Origin of the sequence: Acinetobacter sp. TUM15071, from assembly GCF_008980925.1 — a bacterium.
GTDB lineage: Bacteria > Pseudomonadota > Gammaproteobacteria > Pseudomonadales > Moraxellaceae > Acinetobacter > Acinetobacter dispersus.
In genome coordinates this window covers 155,794-181,580 of record NZ_BKGB01000008.1, presented here as the reverse complement: position 1 = coordinate 181,580, position 25,787 = coordinate 155,794, and the positions used below count along the sequence as shown (strand labels likewise).

Annotated in this window: 21 protein-coding genes; 12 read left to right on the top strand and 9 right to left on the bottom strand. The window is 40.9% G+C overall.

From position 1 onward, the window contains the following. Positions 1-14 precede the first annotated feature (14 nt). The gene (carA, locus tag GBI66_RS10005; protein ID WP_005322795.1) at positions 15-1,154 is read right to left on the bottom strand and encodes a glutamine-hydrolyzing carbamoyl-phosphate synthase small subunit; all 1,140 of its coding nucleotides are present in this window, start codon (positions 1,152-1,154) and stop codon (positions 15-17) included. Positions 1,155-1,514: 360 nt separating this feature from the next. Here carA and GBI66_RS10000 point away from each other — a divergent pair, with 360 nt between their 5' ends. After that, positions 1,515-2,093 carry a hypothetical protein gene (locus GBI66_RS10000; RefSeq protein WP_005184433.1) on the top strand — a complete coding sequence of 193 codons (579 nt, stop codon included), beginning with the start codon at positions 1,515-1,517 and terminating at the stop codon, positions 2,091-2,093. A 58-nt stretch (positions 2,094-2,151) separates the two neighbouring features. Here the strand turns inward: GBI66_RS10000 and GBI66_RS09995 are convergent, their stop codons facing one another. Continuing rightward, positions 2,152-2,688: a DOMON-like domain-containing protein gene (locus GBI66_RS09995; RefSeq protein ID WP_005184430.1), complete on the bottom strand. Its 537-nt coding sequence runs from the start codon at positions 2,686-2,688 to the stop codon at positions 2,152-2,154. Positions 2,689-2,693: 5 nt separating this feature from the next. Beyond that, complete coding sequence (gene yhbY, locus GBI66_RS09990; RefSeq protein WP_005184429.1) at positions 2,694-3,020, bottom strand: ribosome assembly RNA-binding protein YhbY; 327 nt, start codon at positions 3,018-3,020, stop codon at positions 2,694-2,696. A gap of 230 nt (positions 3,021-3,250) precedes the next feature. Between yhbY and rlmE the strand changes: the two genes are divergently transcribed. From rlmE to GBI66_RS09955, 7 genes are all read left to right on the top strand, one after another. Beyond that, complete coding sequence (gene rlmE / locus GBI66_RS09985; protein WP_005150405.1) at positions 3,251-3,901, top strand: 23S rRNA (uridine(2552)-2'-O)-methyltransferase RlmE; 651 nt, start codon at positions 3,251-3,253, stop codon at positions 3,899-3,901. A 136-nt stretch (positions 3,902-4,037) separates the two neighbouring features. Next, on the top strand, positions 4,038-5,933 hold the full coding sequence (ftsH, locus tag GBI66_RS09980) for an ATP-dependent zinc metalloprotease FtsH (protein WP_151715971.1): 1,896 nt from the start codon (positions 4,038-4,040) through the stop codon (positions 5,931-5,933). A gap of 136 nt (positions 5,934-6,069) precedes the next feature. Further along, positions 6,070-6,918 carry a dihydropteroate synthase gene (gene folP / locus GBI66_RS09975; RefSeq protein ID WP_151715970.1) on the top strand — a complete coding sequence of 283 codons (849 nt, stop codon included), beginning with the start codon at positions 6,070-6,072 and terminating at the stop codon, positions 6,916-6,918. Between the two features lie 97 nt (positions 6,919-7,015). After that, positions 7,016-7,774 carry an SIMPL domain-containing protein gene (locus GBI66_RS09970; RefSeq protein WP_151715969.1) on the top strand — a complete coding sequence of 253 codons (759 nt, stop codon included), beginning with the start codon at positions 7,016-7,018 and terminating at the stop codon, positions 7,772-7,774. 135 nt (positions 7,775-7,909) lie between these two features. Then, the gene (locus GBI66_RS09965) at positions 7,910-9,550 is read left to right on the top strand and encodes a VWA domain-containing protein (protein WP_151715968.1); all 1,641 of its coding nucleotides are present in this window, start codon (positions 7,910-7,912) and stop codon (positions 9,548-9,550) included. Positions 9,551-9,638: 88 nt separating this feature from the next. Then, positions 9,639-10,559: a pyridoxal-phosphate dependent enzyme gene (locus GBI66_RS09960; protein WP_228267292.1), complete on the top strand. Its 921-nt coding sequence runs from the start codon at positions 9,639-9,641 to the stop codon at positions 10,557-10,559. A gap of 171 nt (positions 10,560-10,730) precedes the next feature. After that, positions 10,731-11,045 (top strand): DUF5713 family protein, encoded by a 315-nt coding sequence (locus GBI66_RS09955; RefSeq protein WP_005184414.1) that lies wholly within the window; start codon positions 10,731-10,733, stop codon positions 11,043-11,045. 35 nt (positions 11,046-11,080) lie between these two features. Here the strand turns inward: GBI66_RS09955 and GBI66_RS09950 are convergent, their stop codons facing one another. Beyond that, on the bottom strand, positions 11,081-12,682 hold the full coding sequence (locus GBI66_RS09950; protein ID WP_151715966.1) for a S9 family peptidase: 1,602 nt from the start codon (positions 12,680-12,682) through the stop codon (positions 11,081-11,083). A gap of 123 nt (positions 12,683-12,805) precedes the next feature. After that, positions 12,806-13,756, bottom strand: coding sequence for a DMT family transporter (locus tag GBI66_RS09945; RefSeq protein WP_151715965.1), 951 nt, complete (start codon positions 13,754-13,756; stop codon positions 12,806-12,808). A gap of 406 nt (positions 13,757-14,162) precedes the next feature. Here GBI66_RS09945 and pnuC point away from each other — a divergent pair, with 406 nt between their 5' ends. Next, complete coding sequence (gene pnuC, locus GBI66_RS09940; RefSeq protein ID WP_171494294.1) at positions 14,163-14,735, top strand: nicotinamide riboside transporter PnuC; 573 nt, start codon at positions 14,163-14,165, stop codon at positions 14,733-14,735. A 42-nt stretch (positions 14,736-14,777) separates the two neighbouring features. On the opposite strand, the gene GBI66_RS09935 is transcribed toward pnuC, so the two are convergent. Beyond that, positions 14,778-15,923: a glycerophosphodiester phosphodiesterase gene (locus tag GBI66_RS09935; protein WP_151715963.1), complete on the bottom strand. Its 1,146-nt coding sequence runs from the start codon at positions 15,921-15,923 to the stop codon at positions 14,778-14,780. 174 nt (positions 15,924-16,097) lie between these two features. Continuing rightward, a complete protein-coding gene (locus GBI66_RS09930) occupies positions 16,098-17,711 on the bottom strand; it encodes a phosphoethanolamine transferase (protein WP_151715962.1) in 1,614 nt (537 codons plus the stop codon). A 328-nt stretch (positions 17,712-18,039) separates the two neighbouring features. On the opposite strand from GBI66_RS09930, the gene GBI66_RS09925 reads away from it, so the two are divergent. The 3 genes from GBI66_RS09925 (at position 18,040) to GBI66_RS09915 (ending at position 23,445) form a co-directional block, all read left to right on the top strand. After that, on the top strand, positions 18,040-21,144 hold the full coding sequence (locus GBI66_RS09925; protein ID WP_151715961.1) for an efflux RND transporter permease subunit: 3,105 nt from the start codon (positions 18,040-18,042) through the stop codon (positions 21,142-21,144). Between the two features lie 291 nt (positions 21,145-21,435). Next, positions 21,436-22,773, top strand: a complete 1,338-nt coding sequence (mgtE, locus tag GBI66_RS09920) for a magnesium transporter (protein ID WP_151715960.1) — start codon at positions 21,436-21,438, stop codon at positions 22,771-22,773. Positions 22,774-22,851: 78 nt separating this feature from the next. Further along, entirely contained in the window at positions 22,852-23,445 is a 594-nt protein-coding gene (locus tag GBI66_RS09915) for a DUF4112 domain-containing protein (RefSeq protein WP_151715959.1), read from the top strand. Between the two features lie 57 nt (positions 23,446-23,502). On the opposite strand, the gene htpX is transcribed toward GBI66_RS09915, so the two are convergent. Both htpX and GBI66_RS09905 read right to left on the bottom strand, forming a co-directional pair. Further along, complete coding sequence (gene htpX / locus GBI66_RS09910) at positions 23,503-24,408, bottom strand: protease HtpX (RefSeq protein ID WP_005184378.1); 906 nt, start codon at positions 24,406-24,408, stop codon at positions 23,503-23,505. Between the two features lie 217 nt (positions 24,409-24,625). Next, the gene (locus tag GBI66_RS09905; RefSeq protein ID WP_212749399.1) at positions 24,626-25,486 is read right to left on the bottom strand and encodes a lytic transglycosylase domain-containing protein; all 861 of its coding nucleotides are present in this window, start codon (positions 25,484-25,486) and stop codon (positions 24,626-24,628) included. Between the last annotated feature and the right edge of the window lie 301 nt (positions 25,487-25,787).

Below are 25,787 nucleotides of genomic sequence, written 5' to 3'. Positions count from 1 at the left end.
TATTCGCTCCGTAATTACTTCTTAGCTGCTTCGATAAGTTCGATGAAATGATCGAACAATGGGGCACAGTCATGTGGACCAGGGCTGGCTTCAGGGTGACCCTGAAAACTGAATGCTGGTTTGTCAGTGCGATGAATACCTTGGTTTGTACCATCAAACAGTGAGCGATGTGTCACTTTTAAGTTTGCAGGTAAAGTACTCTCGTCAACAGCAAAGCCGTGGTTTTGAGAAGTAATCATCACTGTACCTTCCTCAAGGTTTTGTACAGGATGGTTAGCGCCGTGGTGACCATGATTCATTTTCATGGTTTTCGCGCCAGAAGCGAGAGCCAAAATTTGGTGACCCAAGCAAATACCGAATACAGGTAAGTTCGTTGTATCAACAATGGTTTTCACTGCTTCAATTGCATAATCACATGCTGCTGGATCACCTGGACCATTCGATAAGAATACGCCATCTGGATTGAGTGCGAGCACTTTTTCAGCAGGTGTTTGTGCAGGAACAACAGTCAATTTACAACCACGGTCTGCAAGCATACGTAAGATGTTGGTTTTGACACCATAATCGTATGCAACAACATGAAATTTTAATTCTGGTTGAGAGAAACCCTCGCCCAAAGTCCAAGAACCTTCAGTCCATTCAAAACCTGTCGGATCACAGCATTCTTTCGCAAGATCTAGACCGTTTAAACCACCAAATGCACGTGCTTTTGCAATTGCTTCTTCTTCTGTAATATTTTCGCCAGCAAGGATGCAACCATTTTGTGCACCTTTGTCGCGTAGAATACGAGTCAATTTACGCGTATCAATATCAGCAATTGCAACAACATTATGTTGTTCTAAATATTCACTCAGTGATTGTTCAGCACGGAAATTACTATGTAATAAAGGCAGATCACGAATAATTAAACCATTCGCCCATACTTTATGGATGCGACCTGATTCAACGTCTTCACTATTACAGCCAGTATTTCCAATATGAGGATAAGTCAACGTCACAATTTGTTGTGCGTAGCTTGGGTCGGTCAAAATTTCTTGATAACCAGTCATGGCAGTGTTAAAAACGACTTCACCAGTCGTACTACCCGATGCACCGATAGACGTTCCTTTAAAGATCGTTCCATCTGCGAGGGCTAAAATGGCGGGGGTGCTCAAACCAAAGCTCCTGAACTAAGACCACAAAAATAGGGCTGTAAAAAAGCGAGAAGACATAAAAAAAGGCAGGCCGTCTTTAAAAAAACATGCCCCTCCTTCCAGTCTGCTCGCTTGTAACTTAACAGCGCATTATACGCATGAGTCCGTGAAAAGTCTATGTGTTTTATTTATTAAAGTCGGTAATTATCGAATTCTTTTTAAACAGGCGGACAAAGGTGTCTATTGCAAAATCGCTCATCCAGATATCGTTATCATGAGATATTATGCAAATTGTTAGACAATTTTTTCCATGTTTGGAGTGTAGCCGTTTTATCTTATAGTTAGCCAAAAAATCAACAATCAATAATGAGGGGAATCAAAATGGCTGACAATCAAACGACACCTGCAACTGCTGAAGAAGTCAAAACTGCTGTAGTTGAAAAAACCACGAAAGCAAAAGAAGCGGTTGCTGAAAAGACTGCTGAAGTTAAAGAAGTCGTGGCTGAGAAAACTGCAAAAGCGAAAGAAGTCGTTGCAGAAAAAACAGCGAAGGCAAAAGAAGTGATTGCGGAAACTCAAGAGCAAGCGAAAGAAGTTATTGCTGAGACCCAAGACCAAGTGAAAGAAGCATTAGCTGAAACTCAAGAAAAAATTGAGACTGAAGCAAAAGAGTTAAACCAAAACATTCAAAATCAGCTTGTACAAATTAAACAAGACATTTTAGAGCGTATTGAAGTGATCAAAACTCAACTTAATTCATCGCAAGGTAACTTACTTGAATTAAAAAATGCATTAAAAACAGAGTTAAATGCATTGATTGAAGATTTAACAAAGGTAAGCAAAGAATTGAAAGATGACATTAGTCAAATTTCAGTGAAGCATAAAGATACTTTAGTCGTGAGCCTTAAACGTACGAAAGAGCAAGCAGTTGAAGCTTGGAATAAAGTGCGCGCAAGCTAATAGATTATATGCATAAAAAAAAGCGAGAATTTTTCTCGCTTTTTTTTTACTCAAAACATTAGAACTGATGCAACCAGTCACGTTTATTATGAAAGTCAGCTTGAGGACTACTGTGCTGCATTGCAAAATAATGCATACCTTGTGTGGTATTTAATACCATGCTTAAACCGAGGTATAAGTCAGACCATTTCAATTTATGTTGTTGCATAAATTCAGACAGATCTAAACTGACGTTTAAACCATAATGGGTACGCTGCAAATGATTCAGCTCAATGTCATATGCAGCAGTTGGCGGCATATTTTCAGGGTAGCGATATTCTTCAAATTGATAGACTTGCCAAGCTTGAGAAGGGGAGAGGTTAATTTCACGATAGAAATCTTCACCTTTCACACCGACAAAAATCTCAAAGCACGTCTGTTCCCATAAAAAGTCTTGCCGTGGATGTGCAGCGACTTGATCTGGGTAAATCAAAAATTGATTTGGGTCACGAACCCAAAAACCAACATTTAGGGTTGCTGGCGTTTGTTGTTCAATCGCTCCAACGACCGTAATGGCACTAAAGCGATCAAAGGCAGACAGTTCATAACTTGCCATCGTAATTACTTATTATTTAAATGAGCAAAACGAACTAAGTTAGAAAGGTGTTGGTTTTGCTTCGCTGCTTTTTTATAGAGCAAAACAATTTTACCAATTTTCTGTACAGATTCTGCACCTGTAGCTTCAACAATCGCGTCAATCACTGCTGCACGCGCATCACGGTCTTCGCCCGCAATTTTCACTTTGATCAACTCGTGATCATTCAGCGCACGATTTGTTTCTTCAATGACGTTTTCTGTAAGACCTTGGCCACCAATCATTACAACTGGATTCAGCGCATGGCCAATTTGACGTAAACGCTTACGTTCATGGATAGATAAAGCCGCCATTAAAAATACCTGATTGGAAAAACGACCTAGTATAACTTGCATCCCGAATCTAAGATAGATTGAGCAGACAAGCACTTGAAACAAAAATGTGAAAAATTACTGAAAATCACCAATTATGTTGATCGAAAAAAATCTGTAAAACTTCGTGTGAATGAAGTACATCCGTACTGTAATGAGAGTAATTTTCACGTACAATGACTCATCAGAAGTTTTTTGAAATTTAGTGAGTTATGGCAACACGCATTACCAATCAAAAATTGTCTAAAAGCAGTCGTGTGTGGATGCGAGAGCATTTGGATGACCCTTTTGTCAAAAAAGCACAAAAGGAAGGTTATCGCGCACGTGCCGCATATAAACTACTTGAAATCCAAGAAAAATATAAAATGATCAAGCCGGGTATGACGGTTGTCGACTTAGGCGCAGCACCAGGCAGTTGGTCTCAAATCGCAGGTAAACTGGTGGGATCAAAGGGCTTGGTTATTGCTTCAGATATCCTCGCAATGGATGCACTTCCAGATGTGACATTTTTACAAGGCGACTTCCGTGAAGAAGAAGTTTTCGAAAAATTGTTAAATATTTTAAATGGACGTCAAGTAGACATTGTAATTTCAGATATGGCCCCCAATACATCAGGTAATAGGGCTGTTGATCAACCGCGTCAAATTTACTTATGTGAATTGGCTTTGGATTTTGCTCAGAAAGTTCTCGGACCAAACGGGCAGTTTATTGTTAAAGTGTTCCAAGGGACGGGATTTGATGAATTCCGAAAACAGGTAGTCGATAGTTTTGATGTATTAAAAACAGCCAAACCTGCGGCATCACGTGCTCGATCGAAAGAAGTTTTTTTGATTGGTCAGGGTCGTAAAAAGGCATTGCAATAAAAGTGTACTTGCCAAGTTGTTAAAAATTGTGCATTTTGTACCTTTTAAGTTTTTTGCAACGCAAATTCATTGCTGTTTTTGTGAAGGTCAGCCAAGATTAGGTATGATCAAATTAGATTGATATGGGAATAAAGCCTTGAGCGATTACTTCAAGAATGCCGTATTGTGGCTCATCATACTCGGTGTTCTGATTTTGATTTTTAGCAACGTCAGTGACCGCAATAAGCCTGCAGCGATGAAATATTCTGATTTCGTTGCAGCGGTGAATGCTGGGCAAATTAAACAAGTCACAATTGACGGTTTAAATATTAATGGTGAAAAAACCAATGGTTCTGCTTTTGAGACGGTTCGTCCTCAAGTAGAAGACACTGAGTTGCTACCAAGCTTGAATAAACAAAATGTAGTTGTTGAAGGCACAGCGCCACAACGTCAAGGCATTTTGATGCAACTTCTCATTGCGAGTTTCCCTGTATTGCTCATCATCTTATTATTCATGTTCTTCATGCGTAATATGGGCGGTGGTGCAGGTGGCAAAAACGGTCCTATGAGTTTTGGTAAGTCAAAAGCAAAAATGTTATCTGAAGATCAAATCAAGTTAACATTTAGTGATGTTGCAGGCTGTGACGAAGCAAAACAAGAAGTGGTTGAAATCGTTGATTTCTTAAAAGACCCTGCTAAATTCAAACGCCTTGGTGCAACCATTCCACGTGGTGTACTTATGGTTGGTCCTCCAGGTACTGGTAAAACGTTATTGGCGAAAGCCATTGCTGGTGAGGCTAAGGTTCCATTCTTTAGTATCTCTGGTTCTGACTTCGTAGAAATGTTTGTCGGTGTTGGTGCGTCTCGTGTCCGTGATATGTTCGAACAAGCAAAACGCCATGCGCCATGTATCATCTTTATTGATGAGATTGATGCAGTTGGTCGTCATCGTGGTTCGGGTACAGGCGGTGGTCATGATGAGCGTGAACAGACCCTGAACCAGATGCTTGTTGAAATGGATGGTTTTGAAGGCAATGAAGGCGTGATCGTTATTGCTGCAACCAACCGTGTTGATGTATTGGATAAAGCATTGCTTCGTCCAGGTCGTTTTGACCGTCAAGTGATGGTTGGTCTACCAGACATCCGTGGTCGTGAGCAAATCTTGAATGTTCATTTGAAGAAACTTCCTTCTGTTACAGGTGTAGATCTTAAAGTTCTTGCACGTGGTACACCAGGATTCTCAGGTGCGCAACTTGCAAACTTAGTTAATGAAGCTGCATTGTTTGCTGCTCGCCGTAATAAAAATACGGTGGATATGCATGACTTTGAAGATGCGAAAGACAAGATCTACATGGGTCCTGAACGTAAATCGATGGTGATTCGTGAAGAAGAGCGTCGTGCAACGGCTTACCATGAAGCAGGACATGCGATTGTTGCTGAAATTTTACCGGGTACAGATCCTGTGCATAAGGTAACGATCATGCCACGCGGTTGGGCATTGGGTGTGACTTGGCAGCTTCCTGAGCAAGATCAGACCAGCCACTATAAAGATAAGATGTTGAATGAACTTTCAATCTTGTTTGGTGGTCGTATTGCAGAAGAAGTGTTCATTAACCAAATGTCGACTGGTGCATCTAACGACTTTGAACGTGCAACTAAAATGGCACGTGCAATGGTGACCAAATATGGTATGTCTGATGCGCTTGGTGTAATGGTTTATGAAGATGAAAACCAAAATGGTTTTTTCGGTAATGTAGGTAGCCGTACCATTTCTGAAGCTACGCAACAAAAAGTAGATGAAGAAGTTCGTCGTATCTTGGATCAACAATATAAAGTTGCACGCGACATCTTGGAAAATAACAAAGATATCGCGCATGCAATGGTGAAAGCGTTGATGGATTGGGAAACAATCGATCGTGATCAGATCCGTGACATCATGGAAGGTCGTGAACCGCAACCACCTAAAGTTTATGTTGCTGATAATCCAGTGGCTGCATTTGAACCACCGAAAGATGGTCCATCTACACCACCACCATTACCAGCAATGGGCTAATCAAAGATAAAATAAAAAGAGCGACTTCGGTCGCTCTTTTTTTGTTTAGATATTCGCCCAAACTGAAAATAAATCATCAACGTTTTAGAGGCGGTCTTGTTAAAATAAGCCTGTTAAAGTAGGAAGAGTCTTGATCATGCAGTTGATGCCATTATCACAAAATCAGTTACAGTGTGGTCGTTTTAGGTTAGACCTCTCTCAGCCTCATGTGATGGGCATTTTGAATGTCACGCCTGATTCGTTTAGTGATGGCGGACAGCATCACCAAAAAGACCAAGCAATCAAGCATGCTTTACAGATGGTTGACGATGGTGCAACCATTATTGATATTGGTGGAGAGTCAACTCGCCCCAATGCATCACCTGTGGCGCTGGAGGAAGAACTTCGCCGTGTGATTCCTGTCGTTGAAGCATTATCCAAATATGATGTGATCATGTCGATTGATACCAGTCAGCCTGAAGTCATGCATGCTGCCGTCCAAGCCGGTGCGCATATCTGGAATGATGTACGTGCCTTAACCCGTCCACAGGCTTTGGAAACTGCTGCTGAGTTGAATATTCCTGTGGTGCTGATGCATATGCGTGGTGAACCGACCAATATGAATCAGCTCGATCAATATAATGATGTGATGGAAGATGTGATTTTTGAATTGCAGCAACGCTTGGATCAAGCAATTGCAGTGGGGGTCAGAAAAGAAAACATCATTATCGATCCTGGTTTTGGATTTGCCAAAAATGCCCAGCAAAATTTTCAGTTATTGAATGAGTTTTGGAAGCTTAATCGAATGGGCTACCCAATCTTATCGGGCCTATCACGGAAACGTTTTATCGGTGAAGCCTTAAATGGTGTACCTGCTCAAGAGCGTGCGGTTGGCAGCGTGGCAGGACATCTTTTAAGCATACAGCAGGGTGCGAGTATTGTTCGGGCACATGATGTTAAAGCCACTCGTGATGCGATAAAAGTTTGGAACATGATGCAAGCTTAGACCTCACTGATGTGTCAGTAGGGCTTAAGGGCTCTATTGACTTGCTGAATCAGATTAAATATAACAAGGCTATAAAATAAGATAAGTGATATTAAAAATGGAAAATAAAACAATTACATATAAAAGTTTATGGGTGTTTGCACTCATTCTTAGTCTTGGATTTATTATTTCTGCAGGCGTCATGGGCTATGCACTTAAACAGTTTAATAGCACCAAAAACTCGATTACAGTCAAAGGCTTGGCTGAAAAACCGATTCAAGCCGATTCAGCACGCTGGGAGATTAATTTACAAACCAGCCACACATCTGACACCATTCCACAAGCCTATCAATTGCTTGATCAACAAATGAAAGAATTACAAAGCTTTTTTGTTGAGCATGGTTTTAAAGCAGCGGATATGCAACTCGGAAATAAAAGTTCTCAGCCTTATTATGAAGAAGTAAATATGGGGGACGGGCGGATTAATCGTGAGTTTAAAGGCTATATGGCATTGCAATCTTTGGCGATTGCGAGTCGTGATATTAAGAAGATTGAACAAGCGGCTAAAGAAGCCTATCTGCTGGATGAAAAAGGCATTGCGATTGAACAGAAACCAGAATATCTAGTGTCGAATTTAGAAGAAATAAAAATGTCCTTGATTGCCAATGCCACTAAGAATGCTTATAGCCGTGCCAATGAGTTTGCCAAAGTGGGTGGTGTGAAGGTGGGGATGATGCGCTCAGCCAGCCAAGGTGCATTTTATATCTTGCCAGAAAGCGGCTCGGATGATGACAGTGATTATGGCGGTGCTTATGACAAGGCCACCATCAATAAAATTGCCCGTGTAGTGGTCACCATCAATTATGCGATTGAGTAGAACCCTAGCTTTAGATCTCGAATCAGCAAGCTTAGAAAGATACATTCAAATACGATGTATCTTTCTTTTTTTGCATACAATTCTCTGTATATCGACTTTATTTGAAAAAACGAATTAGAATTGGGAAATTGAACAATGCATCAATCAACAAAAATATTAACATTAACTGTGCTGAGTTATATGGTGATGGCGTGTAGTACACCCGTCAAACACTACGATCAGGTTGCAGTTGAAACTGCGATGCCCGTGTCGCCAGCACCAATGACCATGTCAAATCAGGGATTGGCACAAACTCGCAAGATGATCGCACCTGCATCTTATATTGCAGTGATGCCGAGTATGGAAAGACCGCGTTTAGAACAGAATACTGAAAAATACCAAAAAAATGAGGTCAATCCAGTTCATCGTGTGGCTGATCAAGCTGTTTCAACTTTTAGTATTGATGTGGATACGGGAAGCTATACAAACACTCGTCGTTTCCTGAATGATGGTCGTTTACCTCCTGTCGATGCAGTCCGTGCCGAGGAGATGATTAATTATTTTGATTATCAGTATCCACAACCAAATAGTATTCACCCTTTTTCAGTCAGTACTGAAACAGTAGATTCTCCTTGGAAAGAAAATGCCAAACTGATCAAAATCGGGATTCAGGCCAAAGATTTAAGCACTAAACAATTGCCACCTGCTAATCTGGTATTTTTGGTTGATGTCTCGGGCAGTATGGATGCAGCAGACAAATTACCTTTGGTTAAACAAACTTTGCGTTTACTCACGGAGCAACTTCGCCCACAGGATAAAGTCACCATCATTACTTATGCCAGTGGTGAAAAATTGGTGTTAGAACCGACTGCTGGCGACCAAAAAGATAAGATATTGGCTGTGATTAATGCATTACAGGCAAGTGGGGCAACTGCAGGTGAACAAGCCATTCAACTGGCTTATAAGCAAGCTGAAAAAGCCTTTGTGAAAAATGGCATTAACCGTATTTTACTGGCGACGGACGGTGACTTTAATGTCGGTATTACTGATTTTAGTACCTTAAAAGGCATGGTGGCGGAGAAACGCAAAAGTGGTATTTCTTTAACGACATTAGGTTTTGGTACAGGAAACTACAATGAGCAGTTGATGGAACAACTGGCGGATGCAGGCGATGGCAATTACAGCTATATCGACAATAAAAATGAAGCGAAAAAAGTGGTACAACGTCAGCTTTCTTCAACGCTTGCAACCGTTGCTCAGGATGTCAAAATTCAGGTCGAATTTAATCCAGCGACAGTGAAAGAATATCGCTTAGTCGGTTATGAAAATCGGATGTTGAAACAAGAAGATTTTAATAATGACAAGGTTGATGCAGGAGATATTGGGGCAGGTCATAATGTCACAGCAATTTATGAAATCATTCCAGTCGGTCAGCAAGGTTGGCTCAATGATTCACGTTATCAGCAGTCTTCGAAAACAGATACAGCGAAAAAGTCTGAATATGCCTTTGTAAATTTACGCTATAAATTACCAAATCAAGAAAAAAGCATTCTTTTAAACCAAGCTGTAAGAGCTGAAAGTAAGCCCCTTGCTCAAGCCAATAATGATACACGTTTTGCGATCGCAGTTGCTTCTTATGCCCAGCAGTTAAAAGGCGGGCAGTACAATGGCGCAATGGGATGGGATCAAATTATCCAATTGGCACAACAATCAGCAAAACCAGATCCTTATCAAATGCGTGAGGAGTTCGTAGAGCTGGCGAAGATTGCCAAAAGCTTGAGTGCTAAAAAAGATTAAACATTGTTTTTGAGAAATGGTCGGAAAGCATAATGTTACCGACCATTAGATCAGACTGATTTCAATAATAGAAGAAATGATAATTAAGATGAAAACACCACTAATTCGATCAAGTCAGTTAAGTGAACTAAATAATTGCAATGTTTGGTTGAAAATGGAATCTGCTCAGCCTACAGGCTCATTTAAGCAGCGTAGTATTGGTAATGCCTGTTTAAAATATGCTGAAAAAGGCGCAAAGAAATTTGTGAGCTCTTCTGGTGGCAATGCTGGGATCTCTGTTGCGTATATGGGCAAGCTGTTAGGCATTGCAGTGACGGTCGTTGTCCCGAAAACAACGTCACAAAAAGCAATTGATTTAATGCGGCAGGAAGCTGCTGACGTGATTGTACATGGTGATTCTTGGATTGAAGCCAATGAACTCGCGCTCTCTTTTGTCAGTGAGGAAGCTATTTATATTCACCCTTTTGATGGTCAATATCTGTGGGATGGCGTCGCTTGTATTATTGATGAAGTGATTGCTGAGGGAGTATGGCCTTCAGCAGTAGTTTTATCTGTTGGTGGGGGGAGTTTACTTTCTGGTATTGCTCAAGGTTTGCTAACGCATCAGCTGGACATTCCTATTTATGCAATCGAAACAGAAGGCACAGCATCTTTAAATACCTCAATGCAACTTGGGCAGCATATTAGCTTAGACCGTGTCACAGGTATTGCAACCACACTTGCAGCAAAACGGGTCTGTGAGCAAGCATTTAAGATCGCTCAACAGCAAAATGTTCAGGGAATAACGGTTACTGATTCAGATACAGTAAGCGCATGTTTAAAATTCTTAGATGACCACCGTACCTTGGTCGAACCTGCCTGTGGGGCAACTTTGTCCATTTTATATGATCAAAAAGTTAACTTTAGTCCATCTGATGATGTATTGGTGATTGTTTGTGGTGGTGCATCGATCACTTATGAGCAGCTTTCCAAATATGCTCAGCAATTTGCTGAACCAGTAAGGATTTAGATCTATTGGTTATGCATCATAACCTTTCTCATAACTCATATTTAAAAGAGTGTAGAGGGGCTACTCATTTCTAAAAAGCGGTCGGAAAAACCGCTTTTTTTATGTCTTAATATCGTGATTTTGGTTGGATTATGTTATAAGCATGGCGTTTTATTGGCATATTATTTTTTTATGTTTGAAGATTTGCTCCTCCCCATGTTTGACGATGAATATTATCCCGATATTCTCGTTGCTGAAGTGAAACAACATATCCATCGATTTTCGAAAAAGGTGAGTCGTACCGATTTATCTGAAACGGAAATTTATCGTTATGCGAATCAGACCTTGATTGAAATCAACGAAATGAAACCACAATTTGAAGATCTGGACTCCAGTTTAGATGACACGGCCGCAGATTATATTGCCGAAGCCATGATGATGGTGGTGCAAGATGTCGGTTACTTCGACATTGAAATGGAAGAATTGATTGCCAATCGAGAGTGGTAAACTTCACTCTCATTGGCTTTTTATAATAAGAATAACTATTTCGCAGGGGTTTCATCCCAAAGTTTAGGCAAAACAATTTGCCCTGAAATCCATGCTTCAATTTTAGCTTGTTTTATTCGCTGATAATATTGGCTTTCACTCTTGATCAGCAGACCCAAAGTATCACCCACTTTGAGCTGTCCATAAACACTGGGTAGTTCGATGGTTTGTGCTTCTCCAATTTGATCATTTAAGCCCAATCGAATCTGGTCATAGCTTATTTTTTTGGTTGGGTTAAATGGGGCAGTTTGATCATTCAAAATTGCATATTTCCCTGTCGCTTTTGATTTCACTGCAACTGAGATAAATAAGGTCGCATCTGCATATTCAGGTGCTGTTTGCATGCTGAGGGTGAGTAGGGGCGCGCCTGTCATTGAGACCGATTGATGCGCTGTATGAATGGGGACAAATACCGCTTGAGCTTTAGTCGGAGCAATCCAAGTTTTATTCAGGTTATATGCTGTTACTGGCTTAAGATCAGTAAGCTGATTCACTGGACTCTGATCTATACATAATTCAGGTAAAGATTCGCTTAGTGTTTGGTCTTTTAACTTTTGATTAAACCAAGCCAAAATGGTTTTTTGTAGATCATAGTGCTGTTGATTACCGCAGCGAACAGATTTACCAATATACCAAAACGGCGTACTTCCTAATGGAGAATGTTGAGTAAAGGGTTGTAAATGACCACCCTGTACGCCAATCAAATGTACCTCGCGTTGAGCTTGTTGGATACATTGAGCAGCTTTGACACCCTCATTAAAAGGGAATAACACATCCCTGAATCCTTGAATAATTAAGGCATCTGCCTGTGGAGTTTGGTTGTTGCTACAAAACCAGCTGGCCTGATGTGTTTTAAGAAAATCGTAGGTAGATTGCTTTAGTTGTCCATGTTGTGTATCCAGATAAGCCTGTTTGAGTTCAGGATCAAACTTATTCCAGTTCCACCAGTCGCCAATCAGATTGAGGAAACCAATCCAGTTACTTTTAGGGATGCCATTCGGTGCGAGACTATGCACAATGTCATACCATGTGGTAATCGGTACAATCGCCTGTAAGCGTGGATCTAATGCTGAAGCCAGATATTGCACCCCGCCTGCATAAGATTCACCAATCATACCCGTACGCACACCATGCTGATTTTTTGCCAGTTGCGGCAAGTTTTTTTCAGCCCAGTTCATGATGGTGATGACATCCTGAGCCTCCTTTTCAGGATCTGTTAGCCGAATTTTCCCCTGACTGTCGCCATGTCCGCGTTGATCGTAGCTGATTACCCAATAGCCATTCTGCCAAGCTGTTTTTGCAACCTGTCCTGTGGGCAACAGAAATCCATACAAGCTGAGTTCAGGCCGTTTCATTCGAGAAAGACCAAAGCCATGCGTATGTAAAAGTAATGGAGCAGTTTGACTGGATGTTAAATGGGGTTGATAAACCGTAAAGGCGAGAACAGTTCCATCTTGAGCTGTTGTTTTCGCTTGATAATAGCGTTGTTTTAGTTCAATTGTTTTAGCTGTGATTGATATCGGTTGTGTTGTGGCGTGTACACAACCTTGCAAAACAAACATCAGACTGAAGCAGAGCCATAAGACGTAAGAACGCATAGATTATTTCATCCTTGAACAAATCTTTGAGAAGTCACGCGGTGCGTTGCTACAGTTTACTTGAGCTAATTGCTAGATACTATCACTGATAGATCATGTTGTTTGACCTATCAGTTTTTATTGTTATAACAGACGCGGTTTTTTGCGGTAGGCATATAAGAATAGGCCTAAACATAGGAACATTAGCCCAAAAACCAGCTGTGAACTTAGAGGTTCATGGTTGAGCCATACTCCCCAAAATGTAGCCAGTACTGGAGTTAGAATAGTAATCAGCATTACCGTTGTTGGGTTCAATTTCTGAATCAGGTGAAAATAAAAAATCATCGCTAGTACAGATGAGAATAATGCGCTATAGAGCAGTGCCAAACTGGTTTGTAGGTTGGGTAATTGATTAGGCATTTCAGATAAGAAAAAAGGCAGCAAGCACAGATAACCTATCCATGAAACCATAGTTGAGCCTGTGGTTTGAATGATTGGATGAATTTCTGCGCCTACTTTTGCAACGACAAACATTGAAACTACGTAAAGTAAAACAGCAATGATTTCATAACCCACACCAAGCAAATCGAGTTGGATATGTTCAGCGCCTATACCGAGTGTGAGGGATAAACCAAAAATAGCCAGTCCGAGTCCATACCATTGGCGTTTTAAAAAGTGTTCTCGCTTTAGGAGAAATACTGCAATCAGACCAGACCACAACGGCGCAGTGCCATAAATAATGGAAATCATGCCAGATGAAACACGGGTCGCTCCCATATAACAAAAGGTCATTGAACCAAATAAGCCAATCGCACCTGCCGCATAGCTGATGAAGGCTGTATAAGTGAAGTCGAGTTTGAGCCGAAAATAAAGCAAGCACATACAAGCCAAAGGAATGGCCAAACTGAACCGAAAAAATAATCCCCACGCCCAATGAATTTCATGCACCGTCAAGACTGCGGCCAATGGAGTCAATGACCAAATCAGCACGACTGCAATGAACTGACCGACTGTAGCAAGGCGAGGGTGATGAGGGGCTACAGTCGGTTGGATCTGTGTGTTGGGTATAAAATTCTTTTCTGGAAACTGTGTCATGGCAATGCTCCTGTTATAAAAACGGTAGAAGTTTAAAATCTATAAATTTAGGCAATAAAAAAGGTCGCTGTTGAGGCGACCTTTGTTTTCATATGATGTTTTTTTTAATTTATCATCGGATGAAGTTGTTTAAAGTCTCCTCGCATAAAGATGCAGACACGTCGCCATGCAGCATTGACAGAAATGCAATGCGAAATGGTAATCAGACGTGTAGAAGGAGCTTTTTGGATCAACATATCAAAAATTCTAAATGGGATTGGATTTTTATAGCATAAGGCCTGAGTGAAAAATAGTCGTTTTCTCAAATAAAGATAAAAATATAAGCCAGCTAAATAAATAATTTGGCATTGCTTAAATTGCAGATTTTTCCATAATGTTGCCATCAAATCTTAAAAGAAGTTTGCTCTTGTCTGCTTTAGAAATCGTTGCAGTGATTATTAGTCTTATTGGTGTGACCTTAACCATCCGACGCAATATGTGGTGTTGGTGGTTTAATTTTCTTGCTTGTGGATTATATGCCTATTTTTTCTTTACCATAAAATTGTATGGTGAAACGATTTTGCAATTTTTCTTTATCCTGATGAATGTTTATGGATTTTATTATTGGCTGAAAGGTAAACGCCAAGACCATGAGATCCGAATTGAGCCAATTGCCAAGACTGTTGTACTCGCACAAATGTGTTTGGCTATAGTTTTTGGTTTGATCTTTGGCATGATTCTTAAACACTTTACCGATGCTGCTGTACCCATGCTGGACTCACAGTTGGTGGCATTTAGTCTACTTGCGACTTATTGGACCAGCCGTAAGCATATTGCGACATGGATCCTCTGGATTTTTGTCAATATTATCTATGTGGGGATGTTCAGTTATAAAGAGGTTTTCCTTACAGCTGGCTTATATGCTGCTTTTGTGGGATTGGCAGCATATGGTTGGTGGCAATGGGAACAGGTCAAGCAGAAGCAAATGACACATTCATAAACAAGGGCAGCTGAGCTGCCCTTGTTTTTTACGCCTCAATGATCATTTAGTTGTGGCTTGATAGCTTTGTACGGCTTGACGGCCTAAAGCGGGATCATCGGTAAACAGACCATCAATTCCAGCTTTGAGATAGAGCTGCATTTCTTTGAGCGATCCTGTAGGGCAACGTTCAGCTGCTTTAGCTGGATCAATGCTACATTTAAAGTTGGTTGGTAGATGGTTATTTTCAGGGCGGAAAGTATAAGGATGTACTTTTAAATTGACCTTATGTGCATCAGCAACAAAAGTCGTTGTCTCACCCGATGCTACATCTTTGAAAATATAAGTCTTTGATGGGCCGACGCCGTTGGCGTAAGTAGCAACATCTTTAAGGCCCTGTGCAGTCGCTAGATCAGCATAGGTTTTAGGATTGTTTTGATCGACATAGTCCGCTGGTTTTGCACCTGGAGCATCATAGAGCTGAATTAATTGTGCGTGTTTAACACTCTTATGTAAATCCAGTTGGTTTTTCAAATATTTTAAATTGCCAACTTCGAAAGATTGTAGATAAATTGGTGCAATATCGCGAGTGTATTGATATTTAGACAGCGTTTTAAGTAGTGTGTCTTCCATCGCCAAATTTTGTTTTTGGAAATAGGTCGGATGTTTAGTTTCAATATATAAGCCAATAATCTTGCCTGTTTTTTTATAATGTGCATCAGCAAGTTCAATGATCTGCTCTAAAGTCGGAACAGGATAGAGATCATTGTATTTTTGATTGTCTGGTCGAAATTGCGGAATACGTTCACGTGCTTTCAGTTGTTGTAATTCGTTTAAAGTAAAGTCTTCCGTAAACCAACCGTTATCAAAACGTGTCCCATCAATCACTTTGTTTTTTTTACGATCCGCAAATTGAGATAGGGTCGAAACATTGGTGGTGCCGCCAATTTCATTTTCATGACGAGCGACCAAAACACCATCTTTAGTTGAAACTAAATCTGGTTCGATGAAGTCAGCACCATCATCAATGGCTTTTTGATAAGACGCAAGCGTATGTTCTGGTCGAAGTGCACTGGCACCGCGATGTCCAATCACTAAAATTTTTGGCAGTTGATATTCAGGTTGCGTGGTATTACTTTGATTATTATTGTCATCATTACAGCCTGCAAGACTGATCAGGCAGAGACAAAGCGCAGCTTTTTTAAACATGAATAAACTCATCAGTTTTTATCTAAGCGGCTAGTTTGAAATCTAAAGTTATCAAATCAATGACAGTTGTATGATGCTTTTATGAAAATATGAAGAACTCTAAAGTTGCACCCAGATAAGCAAAAACTCCAGTTTAGATGAAGGAACTAAACTGGAGTTTTTTATTGGTTCTGATTAAGACTTATGCTTCCAATATGGCCAATTGATTTCTGGTGTGAATTGATAATTTTCATCTTGCCAATAGGATCGTTTTGGCGATGATTTATCTTTAAGCCCCATGATATACATGAGATTGTTATCGAGTTCGGCAGTATTTAAGGTCTTGTCTTTGTTTACCCCAGTCGCCAGCATTTTATCAGACCACATAATTACAGGAACTTGATAGCCAGCTTTGGTATTGGGACTATGGCCTGCATAATCGATTTCATGTCCAACTTCATTGCCATGATCAGATACAACGGTGAACGATCTAAAGTCTGGTACTGCATCCGCTCTTAAATCATCTAGAAACTTAGCCAGTAAGGAGTCTTCGTATAAAACTGCATTATCATAATCATTGCGTAGCGAGCGAATCCATGGGTCAATATCTCGACTTTTAAGTTCGAGTTCGACCTGATCATTACTGGTGCTAGTAAATTTATTGAATGTATCTGGGTAACGTTCTTTATAATTTGGATGCGCACCAATTAGATGAAGAATGATTAACTTTTTCGGATCTGGATCTGCAAGTGCTTGCTGATAATCAGGAATTAAGCTTTCATCCAAAGAGGTACTACTGCGCCCAGAACGGGTATTTTTATATACGGCTTTATCGGCATAGGAACCAAACAGAGAGGACAAATAGGTATCATCTTGGTTGCTGAGCCAATAAATTTTATATCCGGCAGCGCGCGCGTAAGCGAGTACACTTTCGGATGAATACTTATCATGTTCTGCGGCAGGACTTTCGGTCAATAAAACACGCAGTGCATTGATAGTAGACGGTGCAGGAGAAAAGGCGTTACAGAAGACTTTAATCTCAGCGAGTCGCTTTGTCATTTCAGGTGTGGTATCTCGTGGATAATCGCATACGCCTAAGTTTAGACTGGTGAGACTTTCTGAAAGGACCAAGACATGGGTCTGTTTTCCTTTGGCTTGGTCAGTCAGTACTAAATTATTTTTTGCACTGAGATCCCACTGATGATGCACATCTTTATGCTGCTTAATTCTATTTTTAAAATCTTGAATTTTAGTTTGGAACTCAGACCAAAAGATAACAGGATGTACCTTCCGAGAAGGTTTCATTAAATAGCTGGTAGCGGCTAACAAGATCAGTAGAATAATGCAACCACGATATACACGACTCTGCCAAAGTTGACTGAAATGAAGCGGTTTAACCAGTTTGAATACCGCAAAACTATAGAGCGTGAGCGCGCTGAGTAAACTAAATACTACCGCTGCAATAGTAACGAGGTGAAGCTGGATAAATCCCCAGATCTCTTGCTGATTGGTATTGGCAATTGCTTCAATAATAAAATAGGCTTCATTATCACTGTTGAATAAAAACCATGTACTGGAACGAAGTAGGGCATCGAGCCATGCGATGAACCACCAAGCAATTGTGAGAACATACCAATAGATTTTTTGTCGCGTGATTGCCAGATAGATAAAAAAAACGCCCGGTAAAGATAAAAAGCCAAGCCTTAAACCATCAGACAAATTACCTGCACTAATCAGCAAACCTCCAGTAATGAATGCTGGAAGCAGGATAAGCAACAGGATATTAAAGTTTTTTAAGCTGGCCTTCATATACGACTAATAAAATGGGGGAGAGTTACCGAGCGTGCTAATATCGGTTTAAGTGGGGAGTGTGTCAATTCTAAATTAAGAAGTATTTGATTGCACAGTAAATTAAATTAATTACACAGCTAAACTGTTGAGTTGTTAACAAGGGCTAGCTCCTTCGGTTATTGATACAGCGCAAAATCCATTATTTCTCCTCAATTCTCGCTTTTTGAAATGATATGTTAATAGGGATGGTGTTTGCTTTAAAGCTCGGTAATGATCGTAGATTGAAAGTGCTAAAATTCTCTATCTTTTTGAAAAATTGACTGTTTCAACAATGGAATGAACAGCCATGTTATCTAAGTTTTTTATTCATCGTCCCATTTTTGCTGGTGTACTGGCAATCATTGTCATGGCTGTTGGTCTCTTCTCCATTTTGAATTTACCGGTAGAGCGTTATCCCGATATTGCACCACCGCGAATTACGGTTGCGGCAAACTATAGTGGTGCAGATGCTCAAGCGGTTGAAGATAGCGTTACCCAAGTTTTAGAACAACAAATTAAAGGCATTGACCACCTGTTGTATTTCAGCTCCAGTAGTGATGCCAGCGGGAATAGCCGAATTAGTTTGTTCTTTGACCAAGGGACGGATCCTGATCAAGCACAAGTGCAGGTACAAAATGCCGTAAATGGTGCGATCAACCGTCTCCCAGAAGATGTACAGCGCCAAGGTGTCAATGTCCGTAAATCTTTGAGTGATTCCTTTATGGTCATCGGGCTTGGAGACAAGTCAGGGCGTTCAAGCAATCTCGATATTTCAGACTATCTAACTAATAATTTTGAGTTGAACCTGAGCCGAATTGAAGGTGTCGGTGAGGTCAGTGTATTTGGATCACAATATGCCATGCGTATATGGTTGGATCCACAGCGCTTGGAACGCTATCAATTACAAGTCAGTGATGTACGTTCCGCGATTGAAAATCAAAACACCCAAGTAGCTGCTGGTGCAATTGGTGATTTACCCGCAGCCGACAATCAGTATTTAAATGCCAAGGTCACTTCTGGCTCACTGCTGCGTACGCCTGAACAGTTTGAAAATATCATTGTTAAAGCCAACAGTGATGGCAGCTTTGTCTATTTAAAAGATGTGGCAAGAGTTGAGGTTGGTGCGGAAAACTATCAGGTGTTTAACCGTCTGAATGGCTATCCTGCTTCAGGGCTTTCACTGTCATTAACTGTCGGCGCCAATGTCATGCAGGTGGCCGATGCTGTTTATAAAGAAGTCGCTCGTTTAGAAAAAACCTTACCTGATGGTTATTTTGTGGTTTATCCACGCGATGATACGCCGTTTGTAAAAGAGTCGATGTCGCAAGTGGTTTCGACCCTGATCGAAGCGATTGGACTGGTTGTGCTGGTGATGTTTATCTTCCTGCAAAACTGGCGTGCGACACTCATTCCAGCAGTTACAGTCCCTGTGGTGATCCTCGGCACCTTTGCTGTTTTAGCGGTTCTCGGGATGAGCATTAATACACTGACCTTATTTGCGATGGTATTGGCGATTGGACTGTTGGTTGATGATGCGATTGTCGTGGTTGAGAACGTTGAACGACTGATGCATGAGCAGCAACTCAGTGCCAAGCAAGCGTCAATCCAATCCATGCAGGAGATCAGTGGGGCTTTGGTCGGGATTACTTTGGTCCTGACAGCAGTTTTTATTCCCATGTCTTTCTTTAGTGGTGCAACAGGGATTATTTATCGACAGTTCTCGATTACCTTGGTTGTGGCAATGGGGCTTTCGTTGTTAGTGGCTTTGATTCTGACACCAGCCTTATGTGCAATTTTATTGAAACCTCAACAGAAGCAGGCACGTTGGGCAGTCTGGTTTAATCAATGTTTGGATGCAATTAAAACACGTTATCTCAATGTTTCCAAAAAAGTGATTGCAGTAAAAGCGGTGTCCTTGATTGGTATTGTCGTACTGATTGCGAGTTTTATCTGGGTGTATCGTGATTTGCCGACTAGTTTCTTACCGCAAGAAGATCAAGGGATTTTGGGTGTTCAATTTCGGTTACCAGAAGGTACGCCGATGAGTAAGACCGAAGAAGTCGGCAAACAGATCTCTGATTACTTCCTTGAGCATGAAAAAGCCAATTTGAATGGTGTGATGGTGATTCATGGGCGTAATTTTTCAGGGACAGGACAGAATTTGGGTCAAGCCTTTGTATCGTTAAAACATTGGGATGATCGTAAAGGCACAGAAAACAGTGCACAAGAAATTCGTGCACGTGCAATGAAGTATTTTTCAAAAAATAATCAGGCACGCATTATGGTGTTGATGCCTTCGGTGATTCGTGGCTTAGGTAACTCCGATAAAATGGAGTTTTGGCTGCAAGATACCCAAGGCTTGGGCAGACAAAGCTTGGTGAATTCTTTCCAGCAGTTGCAACAGCAAGGTAATGCACTTGATTCTGTCGAAAATGTCGATAAGAAGAGTAATGATGATCAGGCGGTATTAAATATCAAGATTGATCATAAGGCCGCCATGATCCATGGGCTGAATGTCAGTGAAATTAATCGCACCTTATCGACTGCGTGGAGCGGAAGTTATATCAATGACTTTATCGACCGTGGCCGAATTAAGCGAGTGTATTTACAAGGCGATGCACCGTATCGTTCCAAACCTGAAGATTTAAACTATTGGTATGTCAAAAATGCCAATGGTCAAATGGTGCCATTTTCACAGTTTAGTCAGATTACTTGGCAAGGTGCTCCACCGATGCTTGAGCGTTTTATGGGCTATCCTTCCATGAGTATGGAAGCGGATGCGTCAAAAGGCTTTAGTAGTGGACAAGGTATGCAAGCAATTGCTGGTTTGGTTGATCAAATGCCAAATGTGGGTCTTGCGTGGAGTGGTTTGTCTTATCAGGAACAGCAATCCAGTAATCAGGCGATTTGGTTATATCTGATTTCTGTTGCCTTTATTTTCCTCTGTCTTGCTGCACTTTATGAAAGCTGGTCAATTCCAACAGTGGTGATGGCAGCCATTCCACTCGGCATTGGGGGAACTATTTTATTCAGTTACTGGTTTGGTTTCGCCAATGATATTTATTTCCAGATTGCACTACTAACGACAATTGGTTTGTCCTGTAAGAATGCGATTTTGATGGTCGAGTTCGCTGCGAGTTTGCAGCAACAAGGCCGTAGCGCATTAGAAGCCGCTCTAGAGGCAGCTGGACTTCGCCTCAGACCGATTCTGATGACTTCAATTGCATTTGGTGCAGGCGTGATTCCGTTGATGTTCTCAAGTGGTGCAGGGGCCTTAAGTCGGCAGGCGATTGGTTATAGTGTGTTTGGTGGTGTCGTTTTCGGCACGATTCTGGTTCTGATCTTTATTCCATTTATGTATGTATTGGTAAGAAGCACCTTTAAACCCAAAACAAAAGTTGAAGCTGCTTAAGGTCAGTTAAAATGACGAGCAGAAATGAACAATTCATTAAACAGAATAGGACTCGAATTGTTCATTTTTGTTGTCTAAGTTGAGAATATAAAAAAATATTTGTAGTATTGCCGTGCCGTATAAGCGGCCTAATGAGGTTTGATTCCCTAAATGGACACGCAGAGTTGTAGTTTATTTCAAATTACACATTTTTATATTAATCAAAATCTGAATGAAGTTTTCTATTCGATCGTAAAATAATACGCTGCGTTTAGTCCTTCATTGCAGATACTTTGTAGTGAAGAGGCGATTATGAGCTACAACAACTTTTTATATTTATTAAGCGACGCACTTAAAAATAATCATATTGAACTAGCACTTGCATCAGTTGAAACATTTCAAGCGGTCGATATTGCCGATGTTTTGACACAGCTTTCGGCTGAACAAAGCCAATTGCTGCTCACGCATTTACCTGATCGTGCCTATGTCTTTTCATATCTTCCACCCAATGAACAAGTCAAACTCGCCCAAGCGATGCCCAGAAATGTTCTAGCAGAGATTATCGGGGAAATGTCATCGGATAAACGCGCTGACGTCTTTAAGTGTTTAGATGAAGAACAACAAAATGCGTTATTACCAGCCCTAGCACAGGCAGAGAGAGAAGATATCCGTCAACTGTCATCCTATTTAGAGGGAACCGCAGGTGCGATCATGAGCTCGGAATATGCGACTTTAAAACCGAATATGACGGTCAATGATGCGATTAAAATGCTGCGTCTCGAAGCTCCTGATACCGAAATGATTTATTTCGCTTATGTATTGGATGAAGCACGCAAAATTCTCGGGGTTTTATCTTTAAAGCAACTGATACTTGCGCCTGAAGAGCAAAATATTAATGAGCTCATGGAAACCAATGTCTTAACCGCTTTTGTAGATACCGACCAAGATGAAGTGGCAAAAACCATTGCACGTTATGATTTATTAGCGCTGCCGATTATCGATCATCAAAACATGATGGTCGGGATTGTGACCTATGATGATGCGATGGACGTGGCCAGCGAAGAAGCAACAGAAGACTTCTTAAAAGTCGGTGCGGTCAATGCATCATCTAAACTGAGTATTAAGTCGGCACCCATTTTGCAGCTTTATCAGAAGCGTGTTTTTTGGCTGGTTTTCTTGGTGTTTGGTAGCTTGTTGTCAGGGATTGGTATTGCCCACTATGAAGATGTAATTGCGAAAAATCTGGTATTGGTTTTCTTTTTGCCATTATTGGTGGGAAGTGGCGGCAATGCAGGTTCTCAGTCTTCAACATTGATGGTCCGTGCTTTAGCAACGGGTGATGTGCAATTTAAAGACTGGTTTTATTTACTCGGGCGTGAAAGTTTAGTTGCACTGTGCTTAGGTGGCACTATGGCGGTTGCTGTGTCATTACTGGGTTATTTCCGTGGTGATGAAATGGTGGCTTTGGTACTGGCGCTGAGCATGATGGGCATTGTATTGATGGGCTGTTTGATCGGAATGAGTTTACCGTTTATTTTAAACAAAGCTGGACTTGATCCTGCCAGTGCTTCCGCGCCGTTGGTCACTTCGATTTGTGATGCGACAGGTGTATTGGTGTATTTATTCATCGCCTCGATGATTTTATTCTAATTGGTAATAATAATCGTACCGACAAAACGGAAAATCTGCTTTATTCTCAAGCATAAACATGGTTTTTAGGTTGCGTGAATGACGTCTCCAACACAACAAAAAAAATTAACTCAGCAGCAAGCGATTGCTGTCGAACGTGATTTAGCAAAATTTGCCAACACCATGGACAGTTTGGTTCGAATTCCTTTCACCAAACAAGGTGTCGGAGCCGATGCTGCACTGAGTACCATTCCTTTTGCAGGTGATATCGCAGGCTTTATTTTAACCCTGTATGCATTTAAAAAGGCGAGGGAGGTCGGTGTACCACAGCATAAACTGAAGGATGTAGTCAAACTGGCAATTATGGATATGTTGGTCGGTTTTGTACCGATTGTCGGCACCTTATTTGATGTATTTATTCGTCCGAGTCGCAAGACGCTTGAAATTGTACATGAGCATATCCGTGAGGAATATCAAGTGCATAGTGATATTCATGTGGTTCATCCATTCTTACATGAATCACTTGAGCAGAAGCAAAAAAGCTCGGCATTTTGGCGTAATCCGATCGTGAGCTGGATTTGGTTACGTATCCCAGATTTATTGGGAATTGCAGTCCTTATCTTATTGGTTGTCGCGGTTTGGGCAGGTTTCAGTTATCTGTGGCAGTTCTATCAATCTTTCCAAGCACATTAGATTTTAAGCAAAAATAAAGCCTCCGTGATGGAGGCTTTATCGTTTATCTGATACTGATTATTGAACATTTAATTGCTGTAATGCAGCAACACGTTGTTCAATGGTTGGGTGAGTTTGGAATAAAGCAGCTAAGCTAAAGCCTTGTTCCTTACCTTCCGCAATCGCAAATGCTTTCATTTCTTTCGGCATTTGATCTGGCATTTCTGATTCTGCTTGTAGACGAAGTAAAGCAGAGATCATCGCTTGTTTACCTGCTAAACGTGCGCCGGCTTCGTCTGCGCGATATTCACGTTGACGAGAGAACCACATCACGATGGCAGAAGCCATAATACCGAATACGATATCGAGTACGATCGTAATGGCAAAATAAGCAAGGCCTGGTGCTTCACCTTCTTCACGACCAAATACATTACGGTCGATGAAATCACCAGCAATACGTGCAAAGAACATGACAAAGGCGTTAACCACACCTTGAATCAGCGCAAGGGTAACCATGTCACCATTTGCAACGTGACCGATTTCGTGCGCGAGTACTGCACGAAGTTCATCTTTGTTCATACGCTCTAATAGCCCTGTTGAAACAGCTACTAATGCGTCATTTTTATTCCAACCTGTCGCAAATGCATTGGATTGGTAAGAAGGGAAAATACCCACTTCAGGCATGTTAATACCTGCACGTTGAGATAATTGCGCCACTTCTTGTAATAACCAAGCTTCTGCTTGACTACGGGGTGCATTTGGGTCAATTAATTCAGTCCCAGTGGTTTTTTTAGCCATCCACTTCGACATGAACAGGGAAATAATAGAACCCACCATACCAAAGACAAAACAGACGACTAAAAGGTTGCCTAGATTCAAGCCCCCTGCGCCATGGTAACTACCGACACCGAAGAGTGACAAGATAATGCCAGCTACAACCAGTACCGCGAGGTTGGTTAGCAAGAACAAACCAATCCGCATCATTGAGAAAACCCTCTTATAGAGAAAAAGTGATCTGATTTATAAATTATAAATCATAACGCTAATATGCAGGGCGAATTGTAAAAATTCAAGCAAAAAATAGGCATAGATACATTTAGCCTATAAAACGATGAACTGGCTGATAAACAGTGACTTAAAACAATTTTTGTATGAAAACAATCAGCTAAAATCACGCTGTGAGAATAGCATTCTTAAATTGTTAATCACTTAGACGGATTCGAGCAGATGCTGTGGCATTTGTGGTGGTATAGGTACCTGATGGTGCATCGGTAAAGGTGCCGTCTGCAAGGGTAATGATCTGACGATTATATTGTTTCGGGGCTGGTGCAACTTCTACAGCTTCGGTTGATGGCGTGGTGTAATTGGTCGATTGTGCAATCACCTGTGCATTTGAGCTCGATGATGAACCGATGCTTGATGCATATAGGTTTTGATAACGGCTAGTGACACGACGGACATAATCTTGGGTTTCACGAAACGGGGGAATGCCTCCATATTTATCGACATTACCTTCACCTGCGTTATATGCCGCGATTGCAAGTCGGGTATCACCATTAAATCGCTTAAGTAACCAACTTAAATATTTTGCACCAGCAAAAATATTTTGTTGTGGGTCGTAGGCATTATTCACATTAAAGCGGCGTGCAGTTGCTGGCATCAGTTGCATTAAGCCTTGGGCACCAACTGGAGAGCGGGCATTGATATTAAAGCCTGATTCAGTGTGCATGACCGCTTTAATTAATCCCTCAGAGACGCCATGTTGCTGTGCTGCTTGGCGAATCAAAGAGTCAAATGCATTTTTATTACGGCTATAGCTTGGAAGCACTGAAGCCTCGCTCGCACCCCAGTTACTATAACTATGGATATTACTGTCTGGATAATAGGTCGCTTTCACTACTTTTAAATGACTATATTCTGCTTTTTTCTTATTGGTCAGCAGCGTTGTACCATTGTTGTCTTTAAATTGATAAATCGTCTGCCCAGCATAGCTTGGAGCTACGCCATTAAAAAAACCGATTGTCCCCAAGCAAAGGGTAAAAAAATATGTTGTTTTGTTCATCATTATAATATTCACGAAAGGATGAGCATAAGTTCTTCACAGCAGTGTAACAAAAAAAAGTAAAAAAAGAACTTTCGCTACAATTTTTTTATTTTCGACTGTTAGACAAAAATCAAGTCATTTTGTTCGAATGTTCAGCAAAAAAAATTAAAATATTTTTTTTAAAAACTAAGTCTTGACTTATCTAAGTCATTGATTTTGTTTTCATAAAATCATTGGTTAAAAAATGATCAATCTAATCGGAAGCCTTATTTTAAGATAAAAAGAGTTTGTCAATAGCGAAGAAATCCACAAATTTATC

What these genes read in the sequence shown, in the direction of transcription:
- GBI66_RS10000 (WP_005184433.1), top strand. Translation starts at nt 1,515, where the DNA reads ATGGCTGACAATCAAACGACACCTGCAACTGCTGAAGAAGTCAAAACT.
- GBI66_RS09995 (WP_005184430.1), bottom strand. Translation starts at nt 2,688, where the DNA reads ATGGCAAGTTATGAACTGTCTGCCTTTGATCGCTTTAGTGCCATTACG.
- yhbY (WP_005184429.1), bottom strand. Translation starts at nt 3,020, where the DNA reads ATGGCGGCTTTATCTATCCATGAACGTAAGCGTTTACGTCAAATTGGC.
- rlmE (WP_005150405.1), top strand. Translation starts at nt 3,251, where the DNA reads ATGGCAACACGCATTACCAATCAAAAATTGTCTAAAAGCAGTCGTGTG.
- folP (WP_151715970.1), top strand. Translation starts at nt 6,070, where the DNA reads ATGCAGTTGATGCCATTATCACAAAATCAGTTACAGTGTGGTCGTTTT.
- GBI66_RS09970 (WP_151715969.1), top strand. Translation starts at nt 7,016, where the DNA reads ATGGAAAATAAAACAATTACATATAAAAGTTTATGGGTGTTTGCACTC.
- GBI66_RS09965 (WP_151715968.1), top strand. Translation starts at nt 7,910, where the DNA reads ATGCATCAATCAACAAAAATATTAACATTAACTGTGCTGAGTTATATG.
- GBI66_RS09960 (WP_228267292.1), top strand. Translation starts at nt 9,639, where the DNA reads ATGAAAACACCACTAATTCGATCAAGTCAGTTAAGTGAACTAAATAAT.
- GBI66_RS09955 (WP_005184414.1), top strand. Translation starts at nt 10,731, where the DNA reads ATGTTTGAAGATTTGCTCCTCCCCATGTTTGACGATGAATATTATCCC.
- GBI66_RS09950 (WP_151715966.1), bottom strand. Translation starts at nt 12,682, where the DNA reads ATGCGTTCTTACGTCTTATGGCTCTGCTTCAGTCTGATGTTTGTTTTG.
- GBI66_RS09945 (WP_151715965.1), bottom strand. Translation starts at nt 13,756, where the DNA reads ATGACACAGTTTCCAGAAAAGAATTTTATACCCAACACACAGATCCAA.
- GBI66_RS09935 (WP_151715963.1), bottom strand. Translation starts at nt 15,923, where the DNA reads ATGTTTAAAAAAGCTGCGCTTTGTCTCTGCCTGATCAGTCTTGCAGGC.
- GBI66_RS09930 (WP_151715962.1), bottom strand. Translation starts at nt 17,711, where the DNA reads ATGAAGGCCAGCTTAAAAAACTTTAATATCCTGTTGCTTATCCTGCTT.
- GBI66_RS09925 (WP_151715961.1), top strand. Translation starts at nt 18,040, where the DNA reads ATGTTATCTAAGTTTTTTATTCATCGTCCCATTTTTGCTGGTGTACTG.
- mgtE (WP_151715960.1), top strand. Translation starts at nt 21,436, where the DNA reads ATGAGCTACAACAACTTTTTATATTTATTAAGCGACGCACTTAAAAAT.
- GBI66_RS09915 (WP_151715959.1), top strand. Translation starts at nt 22,852, where the DNA reads ATGACGTCTCCAACACAACAAAAAAAATTAACTCAGCAGCAAGCGATT.
- htpX (WP_005184378.1), bottom strand. Translation starts at nt 24,408, where the DNA reads ATGATGCGGATTGGTTTGTTCTTGCTAACCAACCTCGCGGTACTGGTT.
- GBI66_RS09905 (WP_212749399.1), bottom strand. Translation starts at nt 25,486, where the DNA reads ATGAACAAAACAACATATTTTTTTACCCTTTGCTTGGGGACAATCGGT.